This window comes from Pseudoduganella plicata (assembly GCF_004421005.1).
Classification (GTDB): domain Bacteria; phylum Pseudomonadota; class Gammaproteobacteria; order Burkholderiales; family Burkholderiaceae_D; genus Rugamonas; species Rugamonas plicata.
This window is the reverse complement of the sequence record NZ_CP038026.1, coordinates 2,087,104-2,102,348: the sequence shown is the minus strand read 5'-3', so window position 1 is coordinate 2,102,348 and position 15,245 is coordinate 2,087,104. Positions and strand designations below refer to the sequence as shown.

Annotated in this window: 12 protein-coding genes; 8 read left to right on the top strand and 4 right to left on the bottom strand. The window is 67.0% G+C overall.

The annotated features are described in order from the left end of the window. Positions 1-26 precede the first annotated feature (26 nt). Positions 27-1,376: a glycerate kinase type-2 family protein gene (locus tag E1742_RS09265; protein WP_134384611.1), complete on the bottom strand. Its 1,350-nt coding sequence runs from the start codon at positions 1,374-1,376 to the stop codon at positions 27-29. A 196-nt stretch (positions 1,377-1,572) separates the two neighbouring features. Between E1742_RS09265 and eno the strand changes: the two genes are divergently transcribed. The 6 genes from eno to E1742_RS09235 all read left to right on the top strand — a co-directional run bounded on the left by eno (position 1,573) and on the right by E1742_RS09235 (position 7,911). Then, positions 1,573-2,856 carry a phosphopyruvate hydratase gene (eno, locus tag E1742_RS09260; RefSeq protein ID WP_134384610.1) on the top strand — a complete coding sequence of 428 codons (1,284 nt, stop codon included), beginning with the start codon at positions 1,573-1,575 and terminating at the stop codon, positions 2,854-2,856. Positions 2,857-2,917: 61 nt separating this feature from the next. Next, positions 2,918-3,265: a cell division protein FtsB gene (ftsB, locus tag E1742_RS09255; RefSeq protein ID WP_134384609.1), complete on the top strand. Its 348-nt coding sequence runs from the start codon at positions 2,918-2,920 to the stop codon at positions 3,263-3,265. 174 nt (positions 3,266-3,439) lie between these two features. Continuing rightward, on the top strand, positions 3,440-5,701 hold the full coding sequence (locus tag E1742_RS09250) for a TonB-dependent receptor domain-containing protein (RefSeq protein ID WP_134384608.1): 2,262 nt from the start codon (positions 3,440-3,442) through the stop codon (positions 5,699-5,701). A gap of 7 nt (positions 5,702-5,708) precedes the next feature. Further along, entirely contained in the window at positions 5,709-6,872 is a 1,164-nt protein-coding gene (locus E1742_RS09245) for a hemin-degrading factor (RefSeq protein ID WP_134384607.1), read from the top strand. A gap of 77 nt (positions 6,873-6,949) precedes the next feature. Next, positions 6,950-7,444 (top strand): Xre family toxin-antitoxin system antitoxin, encoded by a 495-nt coding sequence (locus E1742_RS26685; protein ID WP_229466658.1) that lies wholly within the window; start codon positions 6,950-6,952, stop codon positions 7,442-7,444. Continuing rightward, a complete protein-coding gene (locus E1742_RS09235; RefSeq protein WP_134384606.1) occupies positions 7,441-7,911 on the top strand; it encodes an RES family NAD+ phosphorylase in 471 nt (156 codons plus the stop codon). Before E1742_RS26685 ends, E1742_RS09235 begins: the two co-directional genes overlap by 4 nt. Positions 7,912-7,938: 27 nt before the next feature. On the opposite strand, the gene E1742_RS09230 is transcribed toward E1742_RS09235, so the two are convergent. The 3 genes from E1742_RS09230 to E1742_RS09220 all read right to left on the bottom strand — a co-directional run bounded on the left by E1742_RS09230 (position 7,939) and on the right by E1742_RS09220 (position 12,588). Continuing rightward, the gene (locus E1742_RS09230; protein WP_134384605.1) at positions 7,939-9,006 is read right to left on the bottom strand and encodes an SDR family oxidoreductase; all 1,068 of its coding nucleotides are present in this window, start codon (positions 9,004-9,006) and stop codon (positions 7,939-7,941) included. 73 nt (positions 9,007-9,079) lie between these two features. Then, positions 9,080-10,195, bottom strand: a complete 1,116-nt coding sequence (locus tag E1742_RS09225; protein WP_134384604.1) for a glycerophosphodiester phosphodiesterase family protein — start codon at positions 10,193-10,195, stop codon at positions 9,080-9,082. Then, positions 10,195-12,588, bottom strand: a complete 2,394-nt coding sequence (locus tag E1742_RS09220) for a TonB-dependent receptor (RefSeq protein ID WP_134384603.1) — start codon at positions 12,586-12,588, stop codon at positions 10,195-10,197. The genes E1742_RS09225 and E1742_RS09220 overlap by 1 nt, the downstream gene beginning before the upstream one ends. Before the next feature lie 364 nt (positions 12,589-12,952). Between E1742_RS09220 and E1742_RS09215 the strand changes: the two genes are divergently transcribed. Both E1742_RS09215 and E1742_RS09210 read left to right on the top strand, forming a co-directional pair. Then, entirely contained in the window at positions 12,953-13,675 is a 723-nt protein-coding gene (locus tag E1742_RS09215; RefSeq protein WP_134384602.1) for a thermostable hemolysin, read from the top strand. Next, on the top strand, positions 13,672-15,228 hold the full coding sequence (locus tag E1742_RS09210; RefSeq protein ID WP_134384601.1) for an AMP-binding protein: 1,557 nt from the start codon (positions 13,672-13,674) through the stop codon (positions 15,226-15,228). Before E1742_RS09215 ends, E1742_RS09210 begins: the two co-directional genes overlap by 4 nt. Positions 15,229-15,245: the final 17 nt, after the last annotated feature.

Here is a 15,245-nt window from a genome sequence, read left to right as displayed (position 1 = left end):
AAAAGCCGGCGACAAGCCGGCTTTTTTTATGCTTCCGGCGCGATCGACGGCCCCTGACCCCGGAACTCATCAGCCGTCTCGGCAGCTTCAATCCCCAGGATCAACAGCGCGCGGAAGTCGTTGACGTTCGTCAGCGTCGGGCCCGTGACCACGCTGTCGCCCAGCGCCTGGAAGAAGCCGTGGCCGTCGTTGTTGGCCAGGCTGTCGGCGGGGCGGATGCCGGCGGCCCAGGCGCGCGCCAGCGTGTCCGGCGCAATCACCGCGCCCGCGATCTCTTCCTGACCATCGACGCCGTCCGTATCCGCTGCCAGGCCATGGATGCCCGGTGCGCCGCGCAGCGCGATCGCACACGCCAGCAGGAACTCCACGTTGCGCCCGCCGCGGCCGTTGCCCCGCACCGTCACCGTCGTCTCGCCGCCGGACAGCAGCACGCACGGCGTGGCGAACGGCTCGTCGTGCGCCGCAGCCTGCCGCGCGATGGCGGCCATGACCTTGCCGACGTCGCGTGCTTCGCCCTCGATACTGTCGCCCAGGATGTACGGTGTCACGCCAGCTTCACGCGCCACGCGCGCCGCCGCTTCCAGCGCCATTCGCGGCGTGGCGACCAGGTGCGCCTCGGCGCGTGCCAGGCGCGGATCGCCCGGCTTGACGGATTCGCCGCGGCCGCTCGCCAGCACGTCCGTCACCGCGGCCGGCAGGTCGATGCCGTAGCGGCGCACGATGTCCAGCGCATCGGCGCACGTGGTCGGGTCGGCTACCGTGGGGCCGGAGGCGATGTCGGTCGAGTCGTCGCCCGGCACGTCCGAAATCAGCAGCGTGACGACGCGGGCCGGGTGGCACGCCGCCGCCAGCCGGCCGCCCTTGATGGCGGACAGATGCCGGCGCACGCAGTTCATCTCGCCGATCGTGGCGCCGGAGTTCAGCAAGGCGGCGCTGACGCGCTGCTTGTGTTCCAGCGTGATGCCATCGAGCGGCAACGGCAGCAGCGACGAGCCGCCGCCGGAGATCAGGCACAGTACGGTGTCGTCTTCGGTCAGCTTCTGCACGCTTTCGAGCATGCGCCGCGCGGCCTCCAGCCCGGCCGCATCGGGCACCGGGTGCGCCGCTTCGACAATCTCGATGCGCTCGCACGGCACCGCATAGCCATAGCGGGTAACGACCAGGCCGGCCAACGCCCCGGTCCACTGCTGCTCGACGGCTCGCGCCATCGCCGCGGATGCCTTGCCGGCGCCGATGACGATCAGCCGGCCTGTCGGCGGCGCGGGGAGGGCTGCGGGGATGCACAGCCCGGGCTGGGCGGCGGCGATGGCCGCGTCCAGCATGCGGCGCAGCAGGTCGCGTGCCCCTTCGTTCGTGTCCGAGTGTGCGACGTGCATATCTTCCCTCGCGCTGGCGTAATGCGTCGACCGCCCCGGCAGGGCGCGGCGGCGACACTTTTTGTAGTGAGTCGTCGCGCTTCCCTACAAGGCGATCCTCTGTTACCCTTGCTGCAATTTTGACATGCGCACCACGTTTGCGGCAGGTTCCCGACGTGCGTGCCCACCGGTTTCTTGTCTACTTTGGAGAAGTGTTATGAGTGCTATCGTTGATATTATCGGCCGTGAGGTCATCGACTCGCGCGGCAATCCGACCGTGGAATGCGACGTGCTGCTGGAGTCGGGCGTGATGGGCCGTGCAGCCGTGCCGTCGGGCGCGTCGACCGGTTCGCGCGAAGCCATCGAGCTGCGCGACGGCGATCCGAAGCGCTACTTCGGCAAGGGCGTGCTGCAGGCCTGCGAGAACATCAACACCGAGATCTCCGAAGCGATCATGGGCCTGGACGCGAACGAACAGGCCTTCCTGGACCGTACGCTGATCGACCTGGACGGCACCGAAAACAAATCGCGCCTGGGTGCGAACGCGATGCTGGCCGTGTCGATGGCCGTCGCCAAGGCCGCCGCGGAAGAAGCGGGCCTGCCGCTGTACCGCTACTTCGGCGGTTCGGGCTCGATGCAGATGCCGGTGCCGATGATGAACGTCATCAACGGTGGCGCGCACGCCGACAACAACCTGGACATCCAGGAATTCATGATCATTCCCGTGGGCGCACCGACGTTCAAGGAAGCGATCCGCTACGGCGCCGAAGTGTTCCACACGCTGAAGAAGATCCTGCACAAGAAGGGCCTGACGACGGCCGTGGGCGACGAAGGCGGCTTCGCACCGTCCGTGCAGAACCATGAGGAAGCGATCAAGCTGATCATCCAGGCCATCGAGGAAGCCGGCTACGAGCCAGGCACGCAGATCGCGCTGGGCCTGGACTGCGCCGCGTCCGAGTTCTACAAGAACGGCAAGTACGAGCTGGAAGGCGAAGGCCTGTCGCTGTCGGCACAGGACTTCACCAACCTGCTGTCGACGTGGTGCGACAAGTACCCGATCATCTCGATCGAGGACGCCATGGCCGAAGGCGACTGGGAAGGCTGGGCCACGCTGACCGGCGCGCTGGGCAAGAAGGTGCAGCTGGTCGGCGACGACCTGTTCGTCACCAACACCAAGATCCTGAAGGAAGGCATCCAGAAGGGCGTCGCCAACTCGATCCTGATCAAGATCAACCAGATCGGTACGCTGACCGAAACGTTCGCCGCCATCGAAATGGCCAAGCGCGCCGGCTACACGGCCGTCATCTCGCACCGCTCGGGCGAGACGGAAGACTCGACGATTGCCGACATCGCCGTCGGCCTGAACGCACTGCAGATCAAGACGGGTTCGATGTCGCGCTCGGATCGTATGGCGAAATACAACCAGTTGCTGCGTATCGAAGAAGATCTGGGCGATATTGCCAGCTACCCGGGTCGCGAAGCGTTCTATAATCTGAAGTAATCGCAACTCTCCGCAACTCTTATTTCCGGCCGGTATGCTCTACCGGCCGGTTTTCCATTTTATGCGTCTGATTACCCTTGCCCTGGCAGTGCTGCTGCTGTTGATTCAATATCCATTGTGGCTGGGAAAGGGCGGATGGCTCCGTGTCGCCGATCTGGAGCAGCAGGTCGATGCGGCCCACCAGAAGAACGACAGCCTCAAGAGCCGTAACGCCAAGCTCGATTCCGAAGTGCGCGACCTGAAGGACGGCACCGGCGCCGTCGAGGAACGGGCCCGTTTCGAGCTGTCGATGATCAAGCAGAACGAGATCTACGTTCAGATCCTGCGCAAGGGCCAGGACATGCCTGGCGAGGGCGTCACGCCCGCGCCGCCACCACCTGAGAAGCCGAAGGACGCCAGGCCGCACTGACTCTGGCAGACACGTCAGCACCATGCCGGACCGGAAATCAACATAACGTCTACTTGAAAATGAGAATCATTCGTATTAACATGGCAGGATAGCGCCAGCAATCTTGCCCGGTCTCGCGAGGTCACTCGCCAGGTTCAAGAGCCAGCTTTTCACTGAACTCTTATCTGGACTGACATGGCCGCAACTCCTGGCTGTAACACTCTCCGGCTGGCATTGCTTCCCGCACTGCTGGCTGCCGCACTCGCTCCCCACGCATACGCCGCCCCTGCGGCCGACGACGTCGACACCGTCGTCATCACCGGCAAACGCATCGACGAGCCGGGCACCACGACCGCCTTGACCGCGGACGACCTGACGCGCCGCGGCGCCACCGACATGCAGAACATGGCGCGCTATGCGCCGCTCGTCAGCGTGCCGGGCGCCGCCAGCGGCAGCGGCAACGTGTGGGACGGCGCCGGCAACACGGGCTTCAATATCCGCGGCGTGGAAGGCAACCGCGTCAGCCTCGACCTGGACGGCATCGCGCTGCCGGATGCGGCGCCCAAGCCGGACGGCATGACCGCCAACGCGTTCGGTGTCGGGCGCGATTACTTCGACCCCGAAACGTTCCGCACGGTGGAGATCAGCTCCGGCACGACGGCCACGCGCGCCGGCACGCCGGGACTGGGCGGCGCCGTCACGTTCGTCACGAAGGCGCCGGAGGATTACGTCAGCGCCACCCACCCCGTCCATGCCGATTACAAGTTCGGCTACGACGGCGCGGCCAATATGCGCATGCATGCGCTGACGGGCGCAGTGCACAGCGGCGCATGGGAAGCGCTGGCGCTGCTGGTGCATCGCGACGGCAGCGCGCTCGAGTCCAGCGGCAGCGTGGCTGTGAATCCGGACGACTGGAATTCGGATGCGCTGCTGGCCAAGCTGGCGTACTCGCCCCGGCAGGGCCACACGCTGGTGGCGACCATCGATGCCTATCGCGCCCAGCACCGGCGCCGCTTCGACAACAAGCAAGGCGCCTCGTACCCGGAAGGCGCGGCGCAGGACTCACGCACGCGCCGCAGCCGGGCCAGCATCGATCACCGCTTCACCGGCACGACCCCCTGGTTCGATACGCTCGAAAGCCGTATCTACGTGCAGGACGCGGAAGTGGCCGACGCCACGCATGCCCGCTACATCACCGGCAACCAGCCCTACGTGCGCGACATCGCGACGGGCTTCGAGAACGACAGCGTGGGCGTTACGACCAACGCGACCAAGCGGTTTGGCGCGCACGGGCTGGCGTATGGCTTCAGCGCCGAGTCGATCGAGACACGCCGACCGTGGCGCGAGGATCGGACCGTCATCGCGACGGGCGCGCACCAGATCATGAGCAAGAACCGCATGGCCGATACGGACACGCGCAAGCTGGCGGCCTATGCACGCGGCGAGCTGGCACTGGGCGACTTCACGATCACGCCGGGCCTGCGCTATGACCATCGGGAGCTGAAACCAAAGAACCTGTCGACCTATGCCGTCGCGGTGCCCGGCGCGGCCGGGGAAGTGCGCGAGGAGAGCGACGGCTACTTCACGCCCAGCCTGGCGCTGGCATATGCGCTGCGGCCGGAGTGGTCCGCCTACCTGCAGTACAGCCGCGGCACGCGCCTGCCCACGGCGGCAGAGCGTACGGGCACCTACGATTCCTTCAGTTACACGGGCGGCAGCAACGGCTATGCAGTGCTGGGCAATGCCGGCTTGAAGAAGGAGACCAGCAACGCGTTCGAGCTGGGGATCAAAGGGCAGGTGGCCCGCGGCGTGCGCGTCAGTGCCGCGCTGTTCCATACGAGCTACGACAACCTGATCGAATATGCGGCGCAGCCGCCCGATCCCGTCAACTACCCGACCATCACCTTTGGCCTGTACCGGCCGGAAAACGTGGGCGATGCGAAGACCTGGGGCGGCGAGGCGTCCGCGCGCTTCGACTTCGGCCAGTGGTCGGCACCGCTGAACGGCACCAGCCTGGCGCTGGTGGCCGGCGTCCAGCACAGCAAGGCACGCAACGAGGCCAGCGGGATGGAGGCCGAACTGGCGTCCACCTTGCCCCGCAAGGCCAGCGCCACGCTGGCGTGGGACGATCCGGGCAAGCGCGGTGGGGCATCGGTGTCGCTGGTCCACGTCGGCGCCAAGCGGGCCGATGCCGACGTGTTCGCGGCCGCCAGCGCAGCGGTGGGCACGCGCTTTGCCGTGCCGTCCTACACGATCATGGACCTGGCGGCTTACTGGAATGTCGGCGGCAACGCCGAGCTGACGGCCGGCATCTACAACGTCACGGACAAGAAATACTGGGATTACGCCAACTCGCGCAGCCTGCCGGCCGGCACCACGGCGGCAACGCTGGCCGACATCGAACGCCAGGCGCGCCCCGGCCGTTATGCGGCCGTCACCTTCAAACTGATTTACTGAGGACATCATGAAAACACTACGACGCAATCTGCTGGCATTGGCCGGCGCCATGGCCATCGGCACACCCTGCGCCTTCGCGCAAACGCCCACCCTGGCCGAACGGTGGGCCGCGCTGCGCAAGGAGCAGCCCACGGTGCAGATGCGCGACGCGTCGCGCACGCTGCAGGTCTCCGAAGCGGAACTGCTGGCCACCGGCATCGGCAACACCGTCACCCGCCTTGCCGACACGGCGCATGCGCCGCGCGAGATCATGCGCCGCGCGCTCGACCTGGGCCGCGTGATGGCGCTGACGCGCAACGAGAATGCCGTCATCGAAGTGACCGGCACCGCCACGCGCATCGCCCAGGCCAAGCAGGGAGACGACGGCGCCAAGGATGCCGAGCGCGAGGCGCGCGAACTCAATATCGCCGGCGGCTACCTGGGCGGCCCCATCGACCTGCGCTTCCAGTTCCCGAAATGGCGCCATGCCTTCGCCGTGATACAGCCGGGGCGCGACGGCGCCGTCAGCCGCAGCCTGCAGTTCTTCGATGCCGCCGGCACGGCCGTCCACAAGGTCTACCTGAAGAACGACGCGGCCATTCCCGTGTTCGACAAGCTGGTGGCCGAGTTCCGTCATCCGCAGCAGGACGGCAAGCTGGCAATCGTTCCCGCCGCGCCGAAGCCCGCCCCAAAACCGGACAGCGCAATCGACGTCAAGGAATTCCAGCTCGCGTGGAAGGAGATGACAGACGTGCACCAGTTCAACCGCATCGTCGGCGAATTCGGCATGTCGCGCGAGCAGGCGCTACGCCTGGCGCCTGCCGGCGCGGCCCGCAGGATTGCGCCGCATGCCGTACGCCAGCTGCTGGAACAGGCAGCGGCCAAGGGCGTGGCAATCATGGCCTTTGTCGGCAACGGCGCCGTCACGCAGATCTACAGCGGCAAGATCGGCAAGATCGGCAAAGTCGCCGCGAGCGGCGGCTGGTTCAATGTGCTCGATCCCGACTTCAATCTGCACCTGCGCGATGGCACGTTCCGCGCCGGCTACGTGCTGCAGCGCGCCGGCGTCACGTCCGTCGAATTCTTCGACGACCAGGGGGAGCTGGCGGTAACGTTCTTCGGCGTGCGCGAGCGGGGCCAGCCGCAGCCGCTGGGCTGGACCGAGCTGACAGCTGCCTTGCCGCAAGGCTGAGCTGCATCACGCGCCGGTGGAGCGTGCTTGCCTCGTCGGATCATTTGAGATAGTCTGATGGCTCATTGGAGACAGTTATGGGCGCAGCAGACAAATCGGTGGCTGAGCGCCGTCGTACCGCTCGGCAGGGGGGCGATGGCGAATGTGCAAGCTTCGTACGGCTGTTCCAGGCGGGGCCGCAATATCGCATCGAATTGATCCGGGAAGGCGTTGCCGCCCGCGAGGTGGCGGAGTTGTCGGCTCTGCTTGCTGTCTCCAAGGAAAGCCTGATGGACGCGCTGGGTATTCCGCGCGCCACGCTGAACCGCAAGGTACGCGAGAACCGCCCGCTGCCGCCGGACGAATCGGAGCGTGTGCTGGGCGTGAAAGCACTGATCGGCCAGGTGCAGACGATGGTCGAACAGTCCGGCAACGCGGAAGGCTTCGATACGCTCGCCTGGCTGTCGCGCTGGCTCAACACCTCCGTTCCCGCCCTGGGCGGCAAGACGCCCGCCAGCTACCTCGACACCGTCGAGGGCCAGAAATACATCGCCAACCTGCTCGACATGACGCAGAGCGGAGCCTATGCATGACCTGCGCGCTGTGGCGCATTGCCGCGGTCACGCCTGCGTATTCGGCCGATGACCTGAGCGGCAAGGGTGCCGAGACCACGGGCGGGCGCTGGAACCTGCGCGGCACGCCGGTCGTCTACACATCGGCCAATATCGCGCTGGCTTCACTGGAGACGCTGGCGCACCTGGCGGTGGAACGGCTTCCGTGGAACCGGTACCTGGTGCGGATCGACGTGCCGGACGACGTGTATGCCGCGCGCACCGTGCTCGACCCGGTGCCGGCCGGCTGGGATGCCGATCCGTATGGACTGCCCAGCGTACAGGCCGGCGAAGCATGGTGCAGGGAAGGGCGGACGGCGCTGCTGGACGTGCCATCCGCGCTGGTGCCGGAGGAGCGCAATGTGCTGATCAATCCGCGCCATGCGGATGCTGCGCGGATCGGCGCGGTCATGCAGCGCAAGTGGCTGGTCGATCCTCGCATGCGCTGACTTCGGCGGGAGCCAGGCCCCAGATACTCAGCCTGGAATCAGCTTCTCGCGTTTCAGCCGCTCGAACAGGTCGAAGAACGCGTCCGGCGTGCCTTGATAATCGAGGAAGCCCGCCTTGCGGCTTTTCGTCATGTCCGTGATGACTTCCATTGGCCGGCCCAGGTCCGCGTCCGTATGCCACCAGGAGGCCAGCTTCGTGACGTCCGCTTCGGCCAGGCCGTGCTGCTGCGCGATCTCGCGCCACAGCCGCGGCGCAACCGCCATGCGGTCTTCCAGGGGGCTGATGGCCGCCGGCAGCGGCGCCGCCTCCACGCCGAAATAGTCTGCCAGCTTCGGCCACAGCCACTGCCAGCGGATGATGTCGCCATTGACGACGTTGAAATCCTCGTTCTTGCCCGCGTCGTTCGTCGATGCCCATTGCAGGTGGCGTGCCAGCACGCGTGCGTCCGTCAGGTCCGTCACGCCTTCCCACTGGGCGCGGCTGCCGGGGAAGACGAACGGCTGGCCCGTGTGCTTGCACAGGCTTGCATAGACGGCCAGCGTCTGCCCCATGTTCATCGCATTGCCGACGGCGTAGCCGATGATCGTGTGGGGACGATGCACGCTCCATGTGAAGCCGAACTGCTTCGCCGCGTCGAACAGGCGGTCTTCCTGCTCGTAGTAGAAGTTGGGAACGTCCTGGCGGCCCTGCTCCTCGCGGAACGGGGTCACGGGCACGGCGCCCTTGCCGTAGGCGTCGAACGGGCCGAGGTAGTGCTTCAGCCCCGTCACCAGCGCGGCGTGGCGCACGGTGCCGGCCGGGCCGATGGCCGCCAGCACGTTCGCCACCATGGCGCCGTTGACCTTGATGTTCTCTTCCTCGTTGGCCTGGCGCGACCAGGCCGTGATGAAGACGTGCGTGGGATCGACGCCGGCAAGCGCTGCGTCGAGTGCATCCCGCGAGGTCAGGTCCGCGCTGATCTGCGTCACGCCGGGCACGGTGGCCGTACGGCCGCGCGAGACGCCGGATACGTTCCAGCCTTGCTCGAGCAGCCGCTCCGCAAGCGCGCTGCCGACGACGCCGCTGCTGCCGATGATGAGTGCCTTGTTGGTCATGTTGTATCTCCGATCGATAAAGCATGACTTTACATGGCATCGCGCAAACCTGCTTGCGGTGGGCGTGCGCGCCTCAGCCGTCCACCGCGGCACGGCCCAGTGCCGGGTCGTCCGTGAAGAAGCCGTCCAGACCGAGTTGCAGGTAGCGCCGGATCTCCGCGACCGATCCGGCCTCGTTGCGCGCGTGCTCCCCGGCCGCGTTGCGGAAGTCCGCGGCAAGGAAGCGGTTCTCGGGGCGGAACGTCCAGGTCTCCAGCCGCAGCCCGGCAGCGCGCACGTCGGTGGCAATCGGCGTGGGCGCATCCAGGCTGCCGTCCTTCTTCAGCGGGATGAGCGCGCGCGTGGGCGGCGCGAACGTGTCGGCATAGGCGGCCACGTCGCGCAGGCCCTGCGGCGTGGCCATCGCGCCGTAGGTCAGCTTGCCGCCCGCGGCGATTACGTCGCTGGGCTGCATGGCGCCCACGCCGACGAGCTGCATCAGCCGCAAGTTGGCGCGGCGACCCAGTTTGTCGCGCAGGTAGCGCAGGTTCGCCACCTCGAACGATTGGATCTCGACAGGAGCGCGGCGCGTGTATTCGTGTGCCGCCAGCGTGGCGATGAAGCGGTCCTCCAGCGCCAGCCGGTGCGCGGCAAAATACGTCGAGCTTTTCAGCTCGGGCACGAGGCCGATCAGGCGGCCCGTCGTGGCCGACTGCGCGGCGACGAAGTCGATGACTTCCTCGAACGTGAGCAGCTGGAACATGCCGTCGTACTGCGCGCTGCCGGGACGCGACTGCGGAATGCGCTCCACCGCGCGCAGCGTCTTCAGCTCCACCAGCGTGAAGTCGTCGACGAACCAGCCCGTGTGGGTCTCGCCATCGAGCTTCCTGCTGGTGCGCCGCGACGCGAACTCGCTGCGCTTCGCCACGTCCGTCGTTTCCGTCAGGTCGGCTTCGTGACGGGCGACGAGCACACCATCCTTCGTGCAGACGAGGTCCGGCTCGATGTAATCGGCGCCGTCCGCGATGGCTTTTGCGTAGGCGGCCAGCGTGTGCTCGGGCCGCAGCGCCGAGGCGCCGCGGTGCGCGAACACCAGCGGTTTCGCTTTCGCATCGGCCGCGTGGACGGCCGGCAGCAGCAACGTGCCCGCAGCGGCCGCGATAAAGGTGCGCCGCGACAGGTGGCGCCGGGGAAGAATAAAGTCCGTCATCAGAAATCCGCCATCACGGTCAGGAAGGCCTGGCGCGGCGGGATCGGGAACGTGTTGTACGTCTTGTCGGCCGCGCCGACGACGACGTTCAGGCTGCCCGTCCGGTCCGCCAGGTTCGTTACGGTAGCACGATAGCGGGCGTTCTTCACGAAGCCGTCGAGGAACGGCAGCTTGCCGCCGACCGCGAGGTTCATCAGGAAGTAGCTCGGTACCGAGAGGTCGTTGGTGTACGTCGCATAGCGCTTGCCGACGTATTCGCCCTGCAGCGAAATCTCCGTCTGGCCCAGGTTCAGCGTGGCGACGAACTTGTCCATCCATTCCGGGCTGCCGGGGACGTTCTTGCCGCTGGTCGGCACGGTGGCCGCGCCGTTCATGTAGTTGTCCTCATACTGCGAGCGGTTGTACGACAGCGCGTTGTAGATCGAGAAGCGGCGGCCGAAGTGCAGGGTGCCCGACAGGTCGATGCCGTCTGTCTTGACGCTACCGACGTTGGCCAGCACCGGGTTGCCGCCGATGATGGAGGAGATCACCGGCGTCGGGCTGATCGTCAGCAGGCGGTCCTTGAAGTTGACGTGATAGACGCTGACCTGGCCGTCCAGCCCTGAGATGATGCCGCCGCCGAACGTGCGGCTGCCGCGCAGGCCCGCTTCCACCGTGACCGACGTCTCCGGCTTCGCTTCGGCCTTGAACAGGTCGAACGCCTGCTGGCTGGCGAGGCTCCATGGCGACGCGCCGCCGCCGCCGTACGTGACGAACTGGCGCATGTTCTTCTGCACGTTGACGAACAGCTGGTCCTGCGCGTTCAGGTCCCAGCGCGCGCCCAGCTGCGGCAGGAACCATTTTTTCGTATCGATATCGCCGACCGGCAGCGCCTTCGAGCCGCCGGCAATCGCGCCAATCTTCGGCTGCACGGGGAAGTCGCCATGCGCGAACTGCAGGCTCGATTTGAAGCCGGCCTGCAGCACCAGGTCGGGACGGACCTGCCACTCATCCTGCAGGTGCAGCTGCACGACCTTGTTCTCGATCTCGCTGCCGTACTGCGTGATCAGCGGGTTCGACGGACGGTCGTAGGGCGAGCTTGGATTGTTGACGTCCAGCGCATACCAGCGACGGTACGCCTGCGATTCATTGTGCTCGAACCACAGGCCGCCCTGCACCTTGTGCGCGCCCAGCTCCGCGCGCAGGATCGACTGCACGCCAGCGCGGTTGATCCGGTATTCCGTCGTGCGCGTGGCGTAGCCCGAGTTGCCGAACACCTGTTTCAGGTTCTGGTTCGGATAGTAGACGGCGAACAGCGCCGGCAGGCCGGCCACGCCGATCGGACCGGCGACGACGCCGACACCGTCGTCGTAGTGGTAGTAGACCTGGTTCATCCAGGTGACGTTGTCCGACAGGTTCCACTCGTAGCGTGCGTAGCCCAGCCAGTCCTCGCGCTGCGCGTCGCTGTAGTAGTTGCGGTAGTTGTTGCCTTCGGCGGCCGGCGTGGCGCCCGTCGGCGACAGGTAGGACAGGGCGGCGGGGAAGTCCGGGTACAGGAACGGGCGGGTGTATGGTGCCGACGTTTCGCCGGCGACGTGGACGGTGCTGTCCTCGTTCGGCTCGATCTTGTCGCTGTAGTTCAGGAAGAGGGTCAGCTTGCCGGTGGCGTTGTCGTTGACGAACTTGGCGTTCAGCTGGTCGCCGCCCTGGCGGCCTTCGAAGTCCCACGCACGCGCTTCGTGGTGCAGCGCCGAGATGTAGGCGCGGCTGTCGCCGAATTTGCCCGTGTCGTAGCGCAGGAACGTGCGCGATGTCTTGTGGCTGCCCACCGTCTGCTGCGCGGCGAAGTTGCGGGTGGCCAGCGGGTCGCTGGAGAACGTCTCGATGGTGCCACCCAGGTTGCTGGTGGACGCGGTGGCCAGGTCGCCCGCGCCGGACGACAGCACGACGCCGCGCACGTTCTCCGAGATCACGGCGCGCTGCGGCGACAGGCCGTTGTAGTTGCCGTACTGCTGGTCGCCCAGTGGCACGCCGTCCATCGTGTAGCCCAGCTGCTGGCCGGAGAAGCCGTGTACGGAGAGCGACAGATTCTGTTCGTTGTTGCCCCATGGGTCGGCCGTCTGGAAGTTCACGCCGGGCAGCGTCTGCAGGGCCTTCAGCGGATTGATACCGGGCAGGATCTTCTGGATCTCGTCCTGCTTGAGTGCGACGGAGGAGCGCGTGCGGCGCGTGGCGATTTCCACCGTGGCGATGGGACCGGCTGCGGCGGCATCGGCGGCCGCCGCATCGGCCGCGCTGTCCGCGCCCGGTGCGGCCATCGTTGCTACCGCCGCCGCCACGTTCTCCGCCAGCGCCAGCGGGGCCAGGGTGAGTGCCGCACATGCGGCTGCCGCCGCCTTCAGATTCCTGTTCATTCGTCTGCCTGCCTCTACAAAGGATAACCACAAGGGAAAAAGGCGCAGGGTAGCGGCACCGTGTGACGCGATGATGACGAACTGATATTTATCACCCCGTTGCGGACCGTTCCGTGCTACGCGGCAGTACGTCACAAGGTCCCGACGAAGCGCTACAAATGCCCTCAACATCCCCTCAGTTTGTCCAACAAACGATCGGTACCATGTCCTTCGCTGGTTCGGCTTCTCCACCAGCAGGCCGGGGCGAAGGCGTATTCGTCTACCTCTCCAGTGTCATCTTCAAACCCAGGGAACAACATGAGTACACCAGTATCGTTCGACTACCTCTTGACGTCCGATAGCACCAATACCGCAGGGGGCCGCCATGTTCCAGCTTGAACAGAACGGCCGCAGCCTGGTCTTCAAACTGGTCGGCCCGAACGACCGTTACTACGATGCCTCGGTCGCCCTGGCGCGCACCGTCTACCGGCACGCATATGGCGCAACGATTGCGCCCCGGCCGCACCGCTTCATCGTCTGCATCGATCGCGCCACCGACAAGGCACTGGCCTGTGCCGGGCTGTCGTTCGGCGGCCGCGCGGCGCTGTTCTCCGAGCACTACCTGGACCGGCCGCTGGAGCAGATAGTGGCAGACATCTTCCAGCGCGACGTGGCACGCGGCGATATCGCCGAGGTGACGGCCCTGGCGACGGTGGAGCCGTCGATGGGCACGGAGCTGATGCGCGCGCTGCCGCTGGTGTGCTGGTACCTGGGCCTGCGCGGCGTCATCTGCACCGTCACGGCCAAGCTGCGGCGCAGCTTCGCCAGCCTGAAACTGCAGTTCCACGAGCTGGCCGTGGCCGATGCCGCCCGCCTGCCGGAAACGCCGGGGGTGAACTGGGGCACCTACTACGACACCAGTCCCGTCACGGGGCTGCTGCGTGTCGACAGGGTGGGGCACTACTTCGACGCGGTCTGCGGCCGCTACAACCGGCACCTGCTGGCCGACCCGTCGGCCGATGGACTCGAGAATGTGGCGGCGCGGATGAGCGATCCGCAGGCCGCGAACACGGCGCCGGTGGCGCATCTGATGGGAGAAGCAGCATGACGCATTTCATCGACAGGATCCGCAGCGTAATGCGCGAGCGTGCGGACGACACGGCGATCGTCCAGTTGAGCAGCACCGTGGCGTCGCACCGGGCCGTCACATACGGCACGCTGGAGCGCGAGTGCGGCGCACTGGCGGCGGCGCTGGCCGGCCGCTGCCCGCCGGGTGCCACCGTCGGCCTGGTGGCCGCCAATTCGGTGCCGTGGATCGAGGCCGACCTGGCGTTGCTGCTGGGCTGCTATGTGGAAGTGCCGGTACCGCTGGCGTTCAGCGCGGAACAGGCAGCGCACCTGCTGGCTCCGTGCAGCGTCGTGCTGACGGACGACGAGGGCCGGCGCCGCTTCGACGCCTGGCGCGCCAGCGCGCCGCAGGCATTCCGCTCGGTGCCGTGCCTGTCCATCCGCCAGCTGATCGAGAGCGCACCCGCGGGTGCGCAGGGGCCAGTTGCCGGTACCGGGGCAGACCGGGTCTGCAAGGTGATTCATACGTCCGGCACCACGAGCTCGCCGAAGGGCGTGCGCATCCGCGAGCATGGGCTCGATGCGTTGCTGGCATCGCTGTGGGGGAACGCCACGCCGCAGGACTATGAACGCTACCTGAACCTGGTGCCGTTCAGCCTCCTGATCGAACAGGTGACGGCGCTGTACATGCCGTTTTCGGCCGGCGGCACCGTCGTGCTGCCACCCGCGGGCGAGGCGCCGCTGGGGGATCCGGGCGCGGTGGCGGCCGACAAGCTGGCGCTGATGCGGCGTGCCCGCCCCAGTGCGATGACGTTGCCGCCTTCGCTGGTGGAAGTGCTGGCCAGCGCGGCGCACCGCATGGCCCACCTGGACAGCGGGGCCCTGTGCCAGGCGCTGTTCGGCCGCGCCACGCCGCCGCTGATTGCCGCCGGCGGCGCGCCGGTTGCCGCCAAGACGATCGCCCGGCTGGCGGAGCGGGGCATCCCCGTGCTGCAGGGTTATGGCCTGAGCGAGAACAGCTCCGTCGTGTCGTGGAATACCCGGGCGGCGAACCGCATCGGCAGCGTCGGCAAACCGCTGCCGCACGTCGCCTGCAGGCTGGGGCCGGACGGTGAGCTGGGCATCCGCAGCGCGTCGCTGTTTGCCGGCTACAGCGGCAGCGATCCGAGCGCCTGCCATACCGATGCCGAAGGCTGGCTGTGGACGGGCGACCTGGCCGAGATCGACGCCGACGGCTACATCACCATCATCGGCCGCAAGAAGAACCTGATCATCACGGCGCACGGCCGCAACGTGTCGCCGGAACCGGCCGAGGCGTCTTACCGCAGCGTGCCGGGCGTGGCGGACGTCGTGCTGCTGGGCGAAGGGCAGGAAACGCTGTCGGCCTTTGTGCTGACGGCGGCCGGCGCCGATCCGATCGCGCTGCGCCGCGAGCTGGAACGCCACGGCGAGCGCTGGCTGTCCGGTGTCGAACGGGCCAGCACCTTCGTGTTCGAAGCCGATGCACCGGCCCTGCGCGCCAGCCTGTTCACCGTCACCGGCCGGCCGCGCCGCCAGGATATCGAGCGCCATGTGCGCGCCCGCCGGGCATAAGCCAACACGCTGTATCA